We start from the raw sequence: 17,687 nt of genomic DNA, 5'->3' as shown, positions 1-17,687 counted from the left end.
CAGGTATTTATTTCTACTCTATAAACAACAGCGATCATAGATAGTAGACTTTCGATTTTTCTAGCGACAGTGACGACGTTGACGGTTATCATTATTCAGCCAGTTATGGTTGGGCTATGGAGTTAAAAATGGTTAGCTCGCTTTATGTTGTGTTGGGCGCACTATTACTAATTAAGCTTTCATTTGATGTGGTGAGATTAAGAAACCAGTACCGGGTAGCCTATGGCGACGGTGGGTTTTATGAGTTGCAAACGGCCATACGGGTACACGGCAATGCCGTAGAATATATTCCGATCGCCGTGGTATTGCTGGTTATGATGGAAATGAACGGCGCAGAGACCTGGATGATTCATCTGTGTGGATTAATGCTGATTGTCGGTCGTTTATTACACTATTACGGGTTACGTCACCGGGAAATTCGCTGGCGACGTTCAGGGATGAGTGCAACTTATGTTTCATTGATACTAATGATAATCGCTAATATCTACTATTTACCGTGGGAACAGATTTTTAGCTTAACTTAATCCCCGGTTTCACTGTTTATGCGTTCTTTTATCGGAACCACAGTTAGTTCGGGCGGTTTATCACCGCCTTCATGTTCCAGCTTTCTCACCGTAGCTTATCCGGTTTTCCCCTTCCCGTGTTACCCCGCCTCTTTCCCTCCCGCTGTTCAGACACGCTTTCATGCGGTCAACCACGATTCTATTTTCAGTTTTTATCCAAACAGAATTGGGTCCACACCGCGGAAAAACTTTCGGTTTGCAGCTGTAAAAAGGTGCCGGATGGTGTGCCATTGGAAACATAGCGATAATAATCATCGTCTTCACCTGCGGGATCCTGATAGTTCAGGTAGCCGCAAATCACTCCTAACCCCTCGGAGGGACTGATATAATCTCCGAGGAATTCAGCTCGTTCTGGATGTTTGACTTTCTTCAATACCGCATTATGCACCTGGGCAATTTTCCGGCTAGTGGCGGACAGCGTATGCGTCTGATAGCCGTTGCTATCTTCCTGATACCAAGGCTTGGTCGACATATAATAAGCCCAGCCGATGGTTGAACTACACGTCACTAAGATTAAAAATAAGACGCTCAAAGAGACCGCCGTCGCACCATTGATCTGACATTTCTGCCCAAGGTGCCAGTTTGAGGTCGTTAATCTGGGGTTAAGGTAGATGCCTGCGCCATAAATTATCAAGCAAATAAAAAGCATGAATACCAGGTAAAGCGGCATATAGCGCAGTACATAGCTGCTCAAAACCACCACCACTAAGCCGATTAAAAAGATAATCTTTCTCATCATCCATCCCTGAATTATTCCCGCAACGGATAATAACACCAGACATCACTGGTTGCTGTTAAATCCACCGGTTATATATTCAACGATAACCGAACCCATATAGCAGCGACTCAGGCCGCTATAGCCACGGAATAACCAGGAGTAAGCGACCAATCCCTTTAAATTATCAAGGACAAATTTTCCTGTCACTCAGGTTTAACCGGTTTTAGCAAAAACCGGTCGTTTCTGTTAGAATACGCGCCTTCATTTTCCAGCAATCTCAATGACCGTCATGCCAAATCGCGATACCAAACCAGCAACTGATGCTATGCCGGCAAGCCAGCCGCACACAGAATCCACGCAACCGCCGCGGGATAGCCTGTTTTCTGCGCCCATTGCCAAATTGGGTGATTGGACTTTCGACGAACGCGTCGCGGAGGTTTTCCCCGATATGATCCAGCGTTCGGTACCCGGTTATTCCAATATTATTTCGATGATTGGCATGTTGACTGAGCGCTTTGTACAACCTGATAGTCAGGTTTACGATCTGGGCTGTTCTTTGGGCGCGGCAACCTTGGCCATGCGTCGTAATATTCAGGTTCCCGGCTGTAAAATCATTGCCGTGGACAATTCCCCTGCCATGGTTGAACGCTGCCGTCGCCATTTAGACGCTTTCCGCGCCGATACCCCGGTGGAAGTGGTCGAGGCGGATATTCTGGATGTGAAACTGGAAAACGCCTCAATGGTCGTGCTGAATTTCACTCTGCAATTCCTGGAGCCAGCCAATCGCCAGCGCTTGCTGAATCAGGTGTACGCGGGGCTGCGTCCCGGTGGTGCACTGGTGTTATCGGAAAAATTCAGTTTTGAAGATGCCAACGTCGGCGATCTGCTGTTTAACATGCACCACGATTTTAAACGGGCGAACGGCTACAGCGAGCTGGAAATCAGCCAAAAACGCAGCATGTTGGAAAACGTTATGCTGACCGATTCGGTGGAAACCCATAAAGCGCGTTTACGCCGCGCCGGTTTTGAACACGCCGAAGTATGGTTCCAGTGCTTTAATTTTGGTTCGTTGATTGCTCTGAAAGCAGGAGAAGCCCAATGATTGAATTCGGTGATTTTTACCGACTGATTGCCAAAGGGCCACTTAGCCCGTGGCTGGAAACCCTGCCGGCGCAGCTAAGCTGCTGGCAGCGTGAATCCCTGCACGGTAAGTTCAAAACCTGGTTTAACGCCGTTGAGCATCTGCCGCTGTTGACACCTACCGAACTGAATTTGAAAGACGGCGTGCGCGCGGACATCACCCCGCCGCTGTCAGCCGGTCAGCGCGAGGGCATGGAAAAAATGCTGCGCGCGCTGATGCCGTGGCGCAAAGGCCCGTTTTCATTATACGGGCTGGATATCGATACCGAATGGCGATCAGACTGGAAATGGGATCGCGTTCTGCCCCATATCAGCCCGCTGGCAGGTCGAACGATTCTTGATGTCGGCTGCGGCAGCGGCTATCACATGTGGCGCATGATCGGCGAAGGCGCGCATTTGGCCGTAGGCATTGACCCAATGCAGCTGTTTTTATGTCAGTTCGAAGCGGTACGAAAACTGCTGGGTGGCGATCAGCGCGCCCATCTGCTGCCGCTAGGCATTGAGCAATTGCCGGAGCTGGCGGCCTTTGACACCGTTTTCTCTATGGGCGTGCTGTACCACCGTCGTTCACCGTTAGATCACTTATATCAGTTGAAAAATCAGTTAGTCAGCGACGGCGAATTGGTGCTGGAAACCATCGTAGTCGAAGGCGATAGCCAGCAGGTTCTGGTGCCGGGCGATCGTTACGCGCAAATGCGCAACGTGTATTTCATCCCGTCAGCGCTGGCGCTGAAAGGCTGGCTGGAAAAATGCGGTTTTGTCGATGTGAGAATCGCCGACGTGGCGCTCACAACCACCGACGAGCAGCGTCGTACCGATTGGATGACTAGCGAGTCACTGGCTGAATTCCTCGATCCCAACGACAGCAGCAAGACCGTTGAAGGCTATCCGGCACCGATGCGAGCGGTACTGATTGCCCGTAAGCCTTAATCACAATCGGCTCTCTTCCGGCATAAAAAAAGCCCCGAACATCACGCGTCGGGGCTTTTTTATTTAGGACTATCAGGCGGAACGTGGCAGCGGTTCGGTAATACATAACAGGCTTTTCATCGCCTCCACCACTTCTTCATCCACGCAATAGCGAGCAAATTCATCCACATCGTTATCTGCACACATAGTGACACCGGCTTTACGGTAACGCATGGTGGAAGGACGTGTGCGGCCTGCGGAACTGTGTAATTCCGTGACGCCAATTTCTAAGAATTTCTGCATATTTGACAAGCGCACACCGGCACCGGCCATAATAATCGGCCCCTGGGTCGCGTTCACCAGATCGCGCAGTAAGGTTAACCCCAACTCGGCATTTTGCTGTTGGCCGGAGGTCAAAATCCGCGCCACGCCCAACTGCGTTAACTGTTCCAACGCCACCATCGGATTCAGACACATATCAAATGCCCGATGGAAAGTGACCGCCAGCGGGCCGCTGATCTCCATGATTTCACGCATTCGCGGCAAATCAATGTGCCCTTCTTCATCCAGTACGCCGACGACAACTCCGGCAAACCCCATATCCCGAATTTGTGCGATATCATTTTTCATGATCGCAAAATCACTCTCGCTATAGCAGAAATCACCACCGCGCGGCCGGACTATCGGGTGGACCGGAATGGTTACCGTGGCACGCGCTTGCATCAGCGCGCCCAAACTTGGCGTCAGGCCGCCTTCAGACTGACCTGAGCACAACTCAATTCTATCGGCTCCAGCGCGCTCAGCGGTCTGCGCGCAATCGACGCTATAGCAACAAATTTCTAACTTAGTCATTATCTCTCCCCTTTTGACAAACACATCTGCTACAGCTCATTTCACCACCCGTAAATCAATCATTCCGCCGTCTGATAGATTGGATGCAGAACTTATCACTCAAGCCCAAAGGTCATCTCATCAAGACTGCCGAAAGCCTTACTATGGCATTCAATTCAAAATAATGACTAGAGGTCAGTCACAGTGATAACCATAAGTGATAATCCTGAGCGAGATAAATAACCTAAACACGTTAACTATTGTGCTCACTGTCAATAATTTGCCTTAATGTATAGGGATGGAACTTAATGGTAATCGCGCCGTTGCTTACCACCAGCGTGGGGTTAGCCAAACGTTCGGCTTCCCCTTTTGGCGAACTGAATTTGAAGGTCACGCCTTCCGGTAGGTCAGACTCTGCCGGTAGCAGGCTCAACGCCCGCGAGTACAGCGTTTCCGGGGTGCCGGCCAATACCAGTTCAATATGCTCCCAGCCTTCATGGGGATAACGCTTATTTCCCGGATAAGGCAATTCTACGCAATCAATTCCCCAAGGCCCAACGGACAACGGCAGCGCTAAATCAAACAGGCAGATAGGGCGGCCATTGATAAGATTTTCTGACATCAGGCTACCGCACTGAAGCAAACCGCTGCGCCAGCGATCGGCTGTAGCGGCCTGGTGACAGCGTAGAGAAATGTGGTCGGCGGTGAACTGGCTGAGGTCCAAATTGAGCCGTTGCGCAAAATCCGTCAGCTGTTGTTCAAAACGGGGTAAATCCTGTACCAAATCCTGTAATTCGGTAATGTGTGCCAAGGCTTGCATAAGGTTTTCTCTCCGTTCATCGGGGGGGAAAGCGAATCGGCCATAATTTACCGTTTTCAGCGGCGAACAACAGAGTTTTGTCGATGAATCTCCGCTATTGCTGTTGAAATAACCGATAAAAGCACTGTTTTTGTTCGTTAGGAACATAGCGCTGAGATAGCACAAGCGGAAGGCTTTCCCCCTGCTGACGTCGGCGGGCAAATATGATATAAACCCAGCAGTTTTGTGGTTGGCCCTCCCGCGTAGAGAAACCGCGTGCGTGACGCCAGACCCGTTGATATTAACAGGGCGCATTTTTGCGCCTCATGTCCGTAATTAAGGTAACCCGGTGAATATTCAGGCTCTTCTTTCAGATAAAGTCAGCCAGGCGCTGATTGCAGCAGGTGCCCCCGTCGACAGCGAAGCGCAAGTTCGCCAGTCCGCAAAGGCCCAATTTGGCGATTATCAAGCAAATGGCGTGATGGCCGTTGCCAAAAAACTCGGTATGCAACCCCGACAACTGGCTGAAAAAGTGGTTGAGCTGCTGGATCTTGAGGGTATCGCCAGCAAAGTCGAGATCGCCGGCCCCGGTTTTATCAACATCTTCCTCGACCGCCAATGGGTTGCCGAGAAAGTCGAGTTTGCCCTGACTGCGCCAAAACTGGGGATTGCTCCGGTTGAGCCTCAGACCGTGGTTATCGACTATTCTGCGCCAAACGTAGCGAAAGAAATGCATGTGGGTCACCTACGCTCCACCATTATCGGTGACGCCGCCGCGCGAACGCTTGAATTTTTGGGTCACAATGTCATTCGCGCTAACCACGTCGGAGATTGGGGCACCCAATTCGGGATGCTGATCGCCTATCTGGAAAAAATGCAGAATGAGAACGCCAGCGATATGGGTCTGTCAGATCTGGAAGCTTTCTATCGCGAAGCGAAGAAAAATTACGATGAAGACGAAGAATTTGCGGCTCGCGCTCGCGCTTACGTCGTAAAACTGCAGGGCGGGGATGAATATTGCCGCGCCATGTGGCGTAAATTGGTGGATATCACCATGACGCAAAACCAGATTTCCTACGATCGTCTGAATGTCACTCTGACCAAAGACGACGTCATGGGTGAAAGTCTGTACAACTCAATGCTGCCGGGCATTGTGGCCGATCTAAAAGCGAAAGGTCTGGCGGTTGAGAGCGAAGGCGCTACCGTTGTATTCCTCGATGAATACAAAAATAAAGAAGGCGAGCCTATGGGCGTCATTATCCAGAAAAAGGATGGCGGCTACCTTTACACCACCACAGATATCGCCTGTGCCAAATATCGTTACGAAACGCTGGGTGCCGACCGGGTGCTGTATTACATCGATTCCCGGCAGCATCAGCATTTAATGCAAGCCTGGACCATCGTGCGTAAAGCCGGTTATGTTCCAGAATCCGTGCCGTTAGAACACCATATGTTCGGCATGATGCTGGGCAAAGATGGCAAACCATTCAAAACCCGCTCTGGCGGCACCGTTAAGCTGTCTGAACTGTTGGACGAAGCTATCGAACGCGCAGGTAAGCTGATCGCGGAGAAAAACCCGGATATGCCTGCGGATGAACTGGCCGAAGTGGTAAATGCGGTCGGTATCGGCGCGGTGAAATACGCCGACCTGTCGAAAAGCCGGACTACCGATTACGTCTTCGACTGGGATAATATGCTGGCATTGGACGGCAATACCGCGCCTTACATGCAATATGCTTATACCCGCGTAGTTTCAGTGTTTAAACGCGCTGGTGTGGTAGACGCGAGCAGCCTGACGCTGCCGTTAGTCATCACCGAAGACCGCGAAGCCGCACTGGCAACCCGTTTGCTTCAATTCGAAGAAACCATTACTAACGTCGCCCGCGAAGGCACTCCGCACGTTATGTGTGCCTATCTGTACGATGTGGCCGGTTTGTTCTCTAGCTTCTACGAGCACTGCCAGATTCTGAACGCCGATAGCGAAGAAAGCCGTCAAAGCCGCCTGAAACTGGCGATGCTAACCGCCAAGACGCTGAAGCAAGGTTTGGATACTTTGGGTATTGAAACGGTAGAACGGATGTAAAACCGATGGTGCGCGGGCATTGATTGTCTGCGGAAAATTGGTGATGTAACGATTGATCATGTGATCATGTAAGAGAAAATAGCCCACTTAACGAATAACTCCGTTAGCGTGGGCTATTATTTATTTGATCTAAAAAGAATAACCTCTTATCGCTCCCGCTTATTTAACCGTTTTATGGCTGATAATCGCGCCGCGAGCATCGCTAACCTCGGTCGTCCCTTTATCCACTTTAATGAACGGTGAATCCCCAGAAAGAATATCTTTGGTGCTGCCGCTCAACAGGCTGCCTACGGTGGCTGCCACATCGGCGCTGCCGCCGCCGTGATAGCGTTTGCCATTCATATCACTTTGCTCAAGACCGCCGCTGTTCAGGTCAACTTGCCCTTTCTGGCTACCGATCTGGCCGCCGATCAGCTGAGTTTTACCTTGTACGGTCAGGTTCACGCCCTGCTTGCCACTTAGCGCAGTTTGTTCACCAACGGCATCGTTTTTCACCACATCGGCGGTAACCTTAAAGTGCCCATCACGGCCTGCCGGGCCTAAAAGACTCTCTTTGGCCACATTGCCCGCTTTACGTGCACCTTTATCCCACAGCGCGCTGCCCTCTTTCTCATTGGCGAGCGTTTCCGGCAAGGTCACTTTATCCTCGGCTTTACTGAAGCTGACGCCGTTGGTGGTATCTTGTTTGCTGTCCAGACCGCGAGCGGTTTGGTTATATTTCTCCTCGGCTTTATCGAAGACTTTGTTCGCGCCGCCTTCCAGCGTTTCTTTTACTTTATCCGCGTAACGTGGCGTACCGACTTTAGAGACTTTGGAAACCACGCTGCTGTTCGGATCGTTGGTATGACTTAATCCAACGTCAACGCCAACTTTCAGACTTTGTTCGGTGTCTCTGCGGCTTTCAATACGCAAATCGCCGCCCACGCTGCCGTCCACTTTATCCGCTTTGACTTTCGCGCCGGCCAGAACCGTATCCGCATCGCTGGAGAAGCTCAGATCGCCGGTCGCAATCTGGGTATTTTGCTGAGTGCCTGCCTGTTTACGATCGAGACCGAAGGTCGCGCCGACGCCCGCCGTGTGGGTTTTCTTCCCGCTGGCGCTGTCTACCGCGCCCTGCTCATCTTTACCGAAACTTTGGCCGAGTTTACCGTTGGCTTTGCCTCCCAGATTCCAGTTATCTTTGTGCTCTCCGCTTTTAGCAGATTCCAGCACAATTCCGCCATTATCCGCATTCAAAACGGTATTTTTGCTGCTCACCTGCGTACCTTCCAGGTGAATGGCTTGCTCATTATCACCGTTGGCCTGAATATTCAGGTTGCCGCTGCTAGTGATACCACCGCCTTGAGCGTCGTTGGTCGATTGATCGACTTTGGCGTAATCTGCGGCAAAGCCGAAGTTACCGCCAGCGCTGGTTTTTTTATCGGTTTCCCCTTTGCTGCCACCGGCGTCCAGATTGCCGGAGAACTTAGTGCTTTTCTCCCAATGGCTGGACTGTGCGGCCTGCAAATCAACTTTATTCCCGTTCAGCGTGACATCGCCCACCGGCCGATCTTTGCTGCCGATTTCACTGCCTTGCAGCGTTAAATCCTGTCCGGCATTCAATTCTACGCCTTGCAAGCCCTGTAATTGGCTCACGTTAGCGTGAGACGTCTTGCTTTCCCCTTTGTCATAGTCACCGCCCAAACCGCCGCCGAAGCTTTTGCTATCTGCGGTGAAACCACCTTTGCCAGAAGCCTTCACGTTGAAGCCGCTATGATTTTCGGTTTCGCGGTCGGTCGCCTGTTCAAAAGCTATATCGCCACCGGCAGTGACGTTGACTTTACCTTTTCCAGCGTCGAGAGCGGTTCCGGTATAGCGCGCGTCGTCTTTAACCCGAATCGTGATACCGTCTACCGCGCTGATGCCACCGGCAACGGCTTGCTCATTGATTTTATCGCTGCGAGTCGTCCCTCCCTGACCTTTAGCATCCACGACCACATCGCTACCGGTCGTGGTGTAAACCCGCACGCCGGCGCTGCCATTCGTTTCACGACTAACGGTCTGATCGCGATTCACCGCAGCTTCGTGGCTATGGCTTTCTGCATCCAAGGTGACGCCGCCCTGATTAGCTTTGTATTGCGTTCCCTGATCGCGGATTGCTCCCCCTGCATTGATGGAAATATCACCGGCATTCACCGTATTCACTACCGCTTGCTCGCTGTTTTTACGCACATCACTGCTGCTACCGCTGGCGTTAACATCAATCCCAACGTTCGGCGCACCTATTCCGCCGATATCATTAAGCGTACCGCCAGCATCCAGGCTGGCAACCTTGCCACCGGCGCGCTCTAACGGGCGAGTGATGGCGCTATAATCGGCGTTTACACCGATATCTACGCCCACTTTCAACGTTGTGGTTGTGCTGTTATCGCTATTTTTAGCCGCCAGATTGTGGACATTATCGGCATCAACCTGATATTTCCCACCAATCTGTTGCTGGGTGCCCTGATGAGTCAGGTCGCCCTTGGCCGCAATCACCAAATCTCCGCTGACCTGAGTCCCAGAAACCAGCGCTTTGCTGCCATCGCTGTGAGTTTTGCTGCTTTCATGCCCCACCTGAATACCACTGCCGGCTTTATCCATCCCGCCCACGTAATAGAAACCGCCGCCGGTTTTGGCGTGGCTGCTTTCACTGGTGGTTTGATCTTCTGCTGCTGTAAAGGTGACATTGTTGCCGCTGACTTTGGCATCGCCGTGATGAGCGACCAGCTGAGAGCCAGTGAAAGTGACATCTTTACCCGATGCTAACGTCACGCTCCCCCCGCTCAGGGTTGAAGATTTGTTTTCACTGCGTTCGGTATTTTCGGTATCGCGAGTGTGATCCAGATTAACACCCGCGCGATATTGCTTATCTCCGGTTTTCTCCGCGTGGCCTTTCAGGCTTAAAGCGGTTTTCTCTTCATCGATTTTGTGTTGCAGTTCGGCTGCTTTCACATTGACATCACCCAGAGCGTCAATGCCCAGCTCGCCCGCGCTTTTCACCAAACTGCCTACCACGGTAATATCCTGCTGGCTGAACAGTTTTAAATCCGCATCGGATTTCAGTTCACTGCCTACAGTCTGCTGCATGGAGTTATTGGTCTTTTGTGAACCCTTGGTGATGTTGAATACGGTTCCGGTGCGGCTATTCACTTTATCGGTAGTGGTACTCACGGCATTATCAATCACCAAATCGCCGTGTTGGGTTTGCACAAAACCGCCCTGCGTCCCTTTTACTTTACTACCGGTAATAGTGACGCCCTGATTACCGGACACCAAAAGTTTACCGCCCGCCGTCAGTTCTGAAGCCTGGCTGATTTCCTGTAAATTGGCATTGTCTTTATTATCACCGCCGCCAATTCCGCCCCAGGCCGTTTTATTATCTTTCTGAGTTTTTCTATTGGCGGTTTTCTGCACGTCAATCCGCACCTTTTCCGCCGTGACCAGCAAATCTTTACCGGCTTGCACATTGCCTGCGCGACTGACCACCGCGTTGCCGGCCGTTAGCCCCAGATTATCGCCCGCTCGTAGTTGGCTTTTCTTCAGACTTTCACTTTCGCTGCTTTCCTGCCAGTTTCCCGTCAGTAAGCTGGCCGTGTGATTTTTGCGATAGCCAGTTTCGGTGGATTTCTTCTGCTCCACCAATCCCGTCAGCTGAATGTCGCCGGTAGCGTTGAGTGCCAGATTGTTACCCGCTTCCACGCTACTGCCTTTCAACTGAATATCACCAGCCGTGGCCTTCAGAGTCGCGTTCTCACGGGCTTTGACCGACGTCCCGATCTGCTGACGCTGTTCGCTTTCTGTCGTGACATTGTGCCGCCAGGTAAGCTTATCCTGATTGTGCGTATGACCCTGAGTCTGGGTCAGCACCTGCCCGTCCAACGTCAGTTCACCACCTTGCAGGGTGACATTATCCCCTTGAATATCTGTCGCCGTCAGTCGGTTACGATCGCTGGCGTTCAGCGTGATATTTTTGCCGGTTAATACCGTACGCTGTAATCGTTGCGTGGTACTGCGGTCATTGACGTACTGGCCGCTCCAGGTGCTGTTGTAATTCTCACTGCCGTCGCGATTCGTACTGCTGTTTTTCACGACGCCTTGAGCATCGATGTTTTTACCCTGTAGACCGATATCACCACCGCGCAGATTCGCTGCCTGTAAGCCCAAATTGCCCTGAGAGCTTACGTCTATGCCTTCCAACCCGGTGAATTCCCCGGCCAGATTTACGCCACTGCCCACAGTAGTATTCACCAAGCGAATGCGACCCGCCTGCATACTGCCGAGATAGTAGCTGTCCAGACTACTGTTCGGGACATCCTCCGCTCGCACTAAACTGCCGTCGGCTGCAGTTTGATTGTGCCCACTGAGCGCATTAATTTGCTGCGTGGCAATCACTTTCCCGCGACTGTCAATTTTGGGCGCGATCAGATCCAACACGCTGTTGGCCTGTAATCCGCCGGAGCGAATGCTCAAAGTATTGTCATTGCCGAAAGTGTTGAAACCGGTTAAGGCTCCTTTTTCAAGCAGCGGGTTTCCCACCACTAAAGCGGAGCGATTGGTGTTGATGAACCCGCAACCATCACAGGCAATACCGTTCGGGTTAGCCAGCACATAATCTGCCGCCATACCGAATATTTCCTGCTTACCCAGCAATAACGATGGGTTGCGGCTAATGACCTCGTTCAAAATGACGTTAGCGGCCTGTCCGTTCAGGTTGGGGTTAGCGTTCAGCTGACCGGCTAACTGAGATTGTCCGTCGTTCAAGGCGTTATTCAGCACCGCCCCCGGTTTGTTAACGTTGAAATCCTGATATTGGTTATGAGACAGGCCCGAGGCGTTCGGGGTGACGATATTCACCACCGCCGCACCGTTTGCCGCCTGACTGATGCCCGGATTATGCCCGGCATCGCCCGCACCGATAATATCTGCTGCCTGAGTTGCGGTTAGCGAAGTAATGATAATCGCCAGCGACGCGGCAAGCTTTCCTGAGGGGGAAAGGCGGAACTTACTTTTTTTCATCCATGTTTCTCCAAATATTTCCATTCATTGAAAGGTAAAAGCACTGCAATACTGACGAATGGAAAGTCAGCTAAAAGCTGTAGCTCAGGCGAGCTAACACCTGAATCGGGTCGGTGGGACTTTTTTGATCGGAAAGCAGCCATCCTCGGCTCACATCCAGATCAACCACCGCCTGCGAATATTTGAAGGACACACCGGCACTCAGCCCCATATTGCTCTGCCAGCCAACGGCATCGCGATGGGCTTGAACACGCCCTACGTCAACGCCTATGCGCGGCGTCAAGCTGGCATTACCGAGCGTCATCGGCCGTGATAATGTATTTTGCAGATACCAGCCGTTATCCGCCGAAAGGGTATTGCGGCTAAAACCGCGCACCGCGCTGCGATCGGTCAGGCTTAGCCATTCGACCCCCGGCAAGGGATCGCGACTGTACTGGCCGTAAAACAGGTGAGTGAGTTGGTAAGGCTGCTCCCACAGGCTAAAACGCTGGCTGAGAGTGGCAAACATTTTCGCTTTGGTGAATTGGGCATCAGGGTAGTTAGCCGACCGATGCGAACTGGCTTTATCCGCGCCAAACCAACTGAGTCCCCGTTCTACGCTGGCATTTAGGCTGAGCACGCCGCGCGGAAGAATTTGCAAATGATTGGCACCCAACTCCAATACCGTCAGGGTGGTACTGCTGATACCTAAACGGGAAGACTCAAGGTAGTTATTCACGTTCTTATAGGTCAGCTGAACGTTCAGGGCATCGATCTGCTCCTGGTCGCGATAAAACATATAATCTGCGCGCCCGCCGTACTGCTGGGTATTGCCATCCAGTTTCACGGTATTAAGCGGTAAGCGCTGGTAATTCAGGTATTCGGAATAACTGGCAAAACTGCTGAATGTCCAAGCTCCGTAGGGCAAAGAATAAAGTAAGGTATAAGCCCGGTTATGATGCCGCGATTCATCTTTGATCGTGCTGCTGATATTCATGCTGACAAAGTCAGATAAACCAAATGGGCTATCTACGCTAGCGGTAGTACGGACCAACCACTCTCCGGTATTTTTCTGACCATAGTTATCCAACGTGCCTGTGAGCAACCAGGGCTTTTTATGCGTATTGTTTAGACGAATAATAGAACCGCCGGTGCTCCTCCCTGGCAAAATATCTAATTTCGTCTGATTGGATTGCAATCGATTGGCCTGGTCTAAACCTTGATCAAGCTGCGACAATTTGAGCGGCTTACCTACAACATCAGGGAATAATAACCGGCTATTCACCCAATAATCGCCCCCTTCTATTTTCTCTACCACGCCCTCAATAACATTGATGCCCAATTCGCCGTCAGCATTCAGCGGAACAAAATTCACGCGAGCGGTGATATAACCCTGCCTAACATAGAGACGGGTTAATTCATGAGTCAGGCGATTGATATCATTGCTGGTAATGCAATCCGAAGGTAAAGCGGTCAGTTTATTCAGTTCACCCATTCCTAAAAGGGTTATTCCCTGTAAATAAACGCCCTTTATCGCCAGACAACGATCGGATTCCGGCAACGCCGCCTGAGCAGGAATAACGTCCTCTTCAATCGCCTTAGGTTGGCGCAACTGTTGGTAGCGACGCTGTTCCATTAGCTCATTAACCTCACGGGCGCTGTTCTGCAAAGAGCGGCGCGCTTCGCTTTCACCTAGCGGTAAAAAATTCCCCATAGCGGGCTGAGTCGCCGCCTGGACGGGGCTACTGACGAGCAGAAAATAGAGTCCGATTCTTTTTATCATAGATTCCATTATGAGAAATAGCCCAAGCTATTTAGTAAATAACCTGCCCTACTCATCCTTGAGTTAAATATATGTAAATATATTTCATTCTAAATTGACTGAACCCTGAATTCAGCAGGGCGCAAACGGTTATATCGCTGTTGTCTAGTCAGACTTAAACGCAATCAGAATGTTATTAAACCAGTAAATAAATCAATTATCCTTCAACACTAAGTCAAATTAATGTGTACAGCATTCCTAATGAAAATCATCATTTAGAAGATTCTTATAAAATATCAAATCATTCAAAAACCCCGACTTAATACACTTATCGGCATGAATAAGAAAAATATTAGCTTTAATTACCAACCTCGCTAGCATAGTTCTAAGAAATAATGGGGATAATTAATATAAAAGAATTTTGGCGGGAACTTGTAGTGCAGGAAATAAAACTGAGATATTGATCTCATTTGATATAAAAAAACACCCTGTCAGCGTACCGCTAACAGGGTGGAGGTGACTATTTCACGTAACCCCGAGAAGAATCGGGCTTTACATAGAGATGATATGAGCATTTTTGCCCATTTAGTTATCAGGCAACCCGGCGGGCAAAGTCGCGCAGTTTGAAACCGAGTAGCGCCAGAACGCCAAAGTAGGCCACCACGCCAGCCACCACGACCGCAAACAGACGTAACAGACGGTAGGCCATTCCGCCGACGTCCCAGGCTGGCATTAACCACAGCATACCAATCAGTACGGCGGACATTGCAACCACGCCTACAATCAGTTTGGTCATAAATATCCCCCAACCCGGCTGAGGCTGGAAGATTTTCTGTTTACGCAACTGCCAGTACAGCAGGCTGGCGTTCAGACAGGCGCCCAAACCAATAGACAGAGACAAACCAGCGTGCTTCAGCGGCCCGATAAACATCAGGTTCATCACCTGAGTCATGATCAACGTGGCGATGGCAATTTTCACCGGCGTTTTAATGTTTTGACGAGAATAAAAGCCGGGCGCCAATACCTTCACCACAATTAGCCCAATTAAACCAACCGAATAGGCCACCAGCGCACGTTGGGTCATTACCGCATCAAAAGCGTTGAATTTACCGTACTGGAACAGGGAAACCACCAGCGGCTTGGCCAAAATACCCAAGGCGACCGCGCTGGGAATAGCCAGCAGGAAGCACAGGCGCAGCCCCCAATCCATCAGGCGAGAATACTCATCGTGGTTGCCGCTGGAGAAACTTTTCGCCAGCGATGGCAACAAAATAGTGCCTAACGCCACACCCAACACGCCGGAAGGAAACTCCATCAGGCGATCGGCGTAATACATCCATGAAACCGAACCAGACACCAGAAAAGAAGCAAAAATGGTATTGATGATCAGGGATATCTGGCTAACGGAAACCCCTAAAATTGCAGGTCCCATCTGGCGCATCACCCGCCACACGCCAGCGTCGCGCAGCGCCAGACGAGGCAACACCAGCATACCGATTTTCTTCAAATGCGGCAGCTGATAGCCCAATTGGAGTACGCCACCCAAAACGACAGCCCAGGCCAAAGCTAAAATCGGCGGATGGAAATACGGTGCGGCAAATAAAGCGAAACCGATCATGCTGACGTTCAATAACGTCGGTGCAAAGGCCGGAATGGAGAAACGGTTCCAGGTATTCAGTATCGCCCCCACCAGCGAGGCCAGTGAGATCAATAGGATATACGGGAAAGTAATGCGCAACAGTGCAGAAGTCAGAGCAAATTTATCCGGCGTATCGGTAAAACCAGGGGCAGTAATGTAAATCACCCAAGGCGCTGCCAGCATCCCCAATACCGTGACCACTGCCAATACCAGCGTTAACAGGCCGGAAACATAAGCCACAAAGGTGCGGGTCGCCTCTTCCCCCTGCTGACTTTTGTATTCTGCCAGAATCGGCACGAAAGCCTGCGAGAACGCCCCTTCAGCAAAAATGCGTCGCAACAGATTAGGTAATTTGAATGCGACAAAAAATGCATCGGTAGCCATACCGGCACCAAAAATTCGCGCGACAATGGCATCCCGGGCAAAGCCCAACACGCGCGAGAACATGGTCATCGAACTGACCGCAGCCAGTGATTTAAGTAAATTCATATATTTTCTGATTCGTTACGCTGGAAATATCAACGCCTGCAATTAGCAGGCGTCAGCTCAACCCGATGACGGGTTTTTAGTATGACAATAGTCTACGTATCCGCCGACTAATAGCCACTTCTTGTTGTAACAATCTGCATCTCGCCACCTTGCGGGCTTCTCAACGCTTTTCCAGCATTTTTTCCACCCTTCGCTGAGCGCTAATAGCCTGTTCACCGGAAATCAACGGCGGGGTTTGATGGCTGACGGAATCGATAAAATGACGTACCGCGCCGACGAAGCCGCGCTGTTCTAACGTTGTTTGCCAGCCCGGTGCCGGAGTTTCAATCATCTGTCCGGCAGACTCCTGCTGCCAGCGCCGCATATCGGTGATCTGGTAGCAATGCCCTTCCGTCAATGCCTGAACACTTTCCCGCTGGGTTCCCGCCCGACGATGCATACTGCTGGTAATCAGGCAGTTTCCAGCCTGAAAATGATGTTCGGCATACAGCATCTGACCCGCGTCATTAGTGGCGATATGCCCTCCCAATAGGCTGGCGTTTTCGCCTCCCAGCCACAGGACGGTATCCAGCACGTGCAGATAATCATCCAGCAGGGTAAACCCTAGCCCGTTTGGGCCAACGCTATCCTGTCGGTGTTTTTCCATGCGCAGGGAAGCCGGCTGATTCATTTCCAGCTTAAGTTGCTGATACAGCGGCGCAAAACGGCGATTGAAGCCAACCATCAGCGCCTTGCCCTGTTTTTCCGCTAGTTCAATTAACTGTTCCGATTGTTCCACGGTTTCAGCGAGTGGTTTATCCACGTAGACGTGAACGCCAGCGCGCAGCAGTTCGCCGATCACCTGAAAATGGCTGGCGGTGCTGCTGTGAACAAAAATCGCGTCGCAGGCCGTCGCGAGCTCATTCAACCGGGGGAAATACGCTATTCTGTAGCGGTCACACAGCGGCTGAGCCTTGGCCTGACTGGGCGAAAAAGCGCCTGCCAGCGTCCAGTCATCGGCACGGCTTAAAATCGGTAAATAGGCTTTTTGCGCAATACCGCCAAGCCCCACCATACCCACGCGAAGTTTTTTCATAGTGACCTTATTAGTCATCCAACTGGGTCATGACTTCATCCAAACGGCGAGTCAATTCAGCTACCTGATATTCAAGTTGAGCAATTCGGGTTTCCAGCACGCCGTTGACCGGCTCGCTTGCCAGCTCGTCCGCAGAGGCGGCGGCAACCTCACCGCTAAACAGATGCATATAGCGGCTTTCTCGCTTGCCTGGTTCGCGCGGCAAACGCACCACAAAAGGCCCGTCCTCACGTGTAGCAAGACTTTCCAGCGTTGCCTCTACCTCACTCACGTCGCTGAATTCATGCATACGATTGGTGCGGGTACGCAACTCTCCCGGCGTTTGCGCGCCGCGTAGCAATAATGTGGTGACTATCGCGACTTCCGCGGAAGAAAACTTCAGATGACCGAACTCCGAGTTGCAAAATCGGTGTTCATATTTCATTACCCGGCTATTCACCAGACTTTGGCTCCGAATAACGTGTTTTTTCGTTAGCAGATCGAGCGTTTGCTGCACTTCGCTCTCGGACAGTTCCATCACCGGCTCACGGTTGGTTTTCTGGTTACAGGCGGTGGCGATACCGTTTAGAGACATTGGATATTGCTCCGGTGTTGTCACCTGTTTTTCCAGCAAACAGCCCACTACACGGGCTTCTAACGGGCTTAAACTGTATTTCATCCTAA

General features: G+C 51.1%; 13 protein-coding genes. 4 read left to right on the top strand and 9 right to left on the bottom strand.

Features of this window, described 5'->3' with window-relative positions; all coding sequences use genetic code 11:
• The first annotated feature begins 128 nt into the window (after nucleotides 1-128).
• Complete coding sequence (locus ACQ4OC_RS02635; RefSeq protein ID WP_049597676.1) at nucleotides 129-524, top strand: MAPEG family protein; 396 nt, start codon at nucleotides 129-131, stop codon at nucleotides 522-524.
• 184 nt (nucleotides 525-708) lie between these two features.
• Here the strand turns inward: ACQ4OC_RS02635 and ACQ4OC_RS02630 are convergent, their stop codons facing one another.
• Together ACQ4OC_RS02630 and ACQ4OC_RS02625 are read right to left on the bottom strand one after the other, a co-directional pair.
• Entirely contained in the window at nucleotides 709-1,035 is a 327-nt protein-coding gene (locus tag ACQ4OC_RS02630) for a hypothetical protein (RefSeq protein WP_145933953.1), read from the bottom strand.
• A 130-nt stretch (nucleotides 1,036-1,165) separates the two neighbouring features.
• Nucleotides 1,166-1,345 carry a hypothetical protein gene (locus ACQ4OC_RS02625; protein WP_162975207.1) on the bottom strand — a complete coding sequence of 60 codons (180 nt, stop codon included), beginning with the start codon at nucleotides 1,343-1,345 and terminating at the stop codon, nucleotides 1,166-1,168.
• A 261-nt stretch (nucleotides 1,346-1,606) separates the two neighbouring features.
• On the opposite strand from ACQ4OC_RS02625, the gene cmoA reads away from it, so the two are divergent.
• Together cmoA and cmoB are read left to right on the top strand one after the other, a co-directional pair.
• Nucleotides 1,607-2,383, top strand: coding sequence for a carboxy-S-adenosyl-L-methionine synthase CmoA (gene cmoA, locus ACQ4OC_RS02620; protein ID WP_235601029.1), 777 nt, complete (start codon nucleotides 1,607-1,609; stop codon nucleotides 2,381-2,383).
• Nucleotides 2,380-3,351, top strand: a complete 972-nt coding sequence (cmoB, locus tag ACQ4OC_RS02615; protein ID WP_064513458.1) for a tRNA 5-methoxyuridine(34)/uridine 5-oxyacetic acid(34) synthase CmoB — start codon at nucleotides 2,380-2,382, stop codon at nucleotides 3,349-3,351. The genes cmoA and cmoB overlap by 4 nt, the downstream gene beginning before the upstream one ends.
• A gap of 72 nt (nucleotides 3,352-3,423) precedes the next feature.
• Here cmoB and cutC read toward each other — a convergent pair whose 3' ends face one another.
• On the bottom strand, nucleotides 3,424-4,182 hold the full coding sequence (gene cutC, locus ACQ4OC_RS02610; protein ID WP_064513456.1) for a copper homeostasis protein CutC: 759 nt from the start codon (nucleotides 4,180-4,182) through the stop codon (nucleotides 3,424-3,426).
• A 232-nt stretch (nucleotides 4,183-4,414) separates the two neighbouring features.
• The gene (locus tag ACQ4OC_RS02605; RefSeq protein WP_430970910.1) at nucleotides 4,415-4,981 is read right to left on the bottom strand and encodes a VOC family protein; all 567 of its coding nucleotides are present in this window, start codon (nucleotides 4,979-4,981) and stop codon (nucleotides 4,415-4,417) included.
• 328 nt (nucleotides 4,982-5,309) lie between these two features.
• Here ACQ4OC_RS02605 and argS point away from each other — a divergent pair, with 328 nt between their 5' ends.
• The gene (gene argS / locus ACQ4OC_RS02600) at nucleotides 5,310-7,043 is read left to right on the top strand and encodes an arginine--tRNA ligase (RefSeq protein WP_064513452.1); all 1,734 of its coding nucleotides are present in this window, start codon (nucleotides 5,310-5,312) and stop codon (nucleotides 7,041-7,043) included.
• Nucleotides 7,044-7,202: 159 nt separating this feature from the next.
• Here argS and ACQ4OC_RS02595 read toward each other — a convergent pair whose 3' ends face one another.
• The 5 genes from ACQ4OC_RS02595 to ACQ4OC_RS02575 form a co-directional block, all read right to left on the bottom strand.
• Entirely contained in the window at nucleotides 7,203-12,080 is a 4,878-nt protein-coding gene (locus tag ACQ4OC_RS02595; RefSeq protein WP_430970909.1) for a hemagglutinin repeat-containing protein, read from the bottom strand.
• A 70-nt stretch (nucleotides 12,081-12,150) separates the two neighbouring features.
• Nucleotides 12,151-13,842, bottom strand: coding sequence for a ShlB/FhaC/HecB family hemolysin secretion/activation protein (locus ACQ4OC_RS02590; RefSeq protein WP_064513448.1), 1,692 nt, complete (start codon nucleotides 13,840-13,842; stop codon nucleotides 12,151-12,153).
• 571 nt (nucleotides 13,843-14,413) lie between these two features.
• Nucleotides 14,414-15,949, bottom strand: a complete 1,536-nt coding sequence (murJ, locus tag ACQ4OC_RS02585) for a murein biosynthesis integral membrane protein MurJ (protein ID WP_064513446.1) — start codon at nucleotides 15,947-15,949, stop codon at nucleotides 14,414-14,416.
• Nucleotides 15,950-16,109: 160 nt separating this feature from the next.
• Nucleotides 16,110-17,024 (bottom strand): Gfo/Idh/MocA family protein, encoded by a 915-nt coding sequence (locus ACQ4OC_RS02580; RefSeq protein WP_120806662.1) that lies wholly within the window; start codon nucleotides 17,022-17,024, stop codon nucleotides 16,110-16,112.
• Between the two features lie 10 nt (nucleotides 17,025-17,034).
• Nucleotides 17,035-17,682 (bottom strand): YceH family protein, encoded by a 648-nt coding sequence (locus ACQ4OC_RS02575; protein ID WP_064513442.1) that lies wholly within the window; start codon nucleotides 17,680-17,682, stop codon nucleotides 17,035-17,037.
• Nucleotides 17,683-17,687 lie beyond the last annotated feature (5 nt).

This window comes from Yersinia sp. J1 (assembly GCF_050586585.1).
In the GTDB taxonomy this organism is placed as follows: Bacteria; Pseudomonadota; Gammaproteobacteria; order Enterobacterales; family Enterobacteriaceae; genus Yersinia; species Yersinia entomophaga.
Note: the sequence above shows the minus strand (reverse complement) of the source record. Positions and strands in the feature narration are given on the sequence as shown.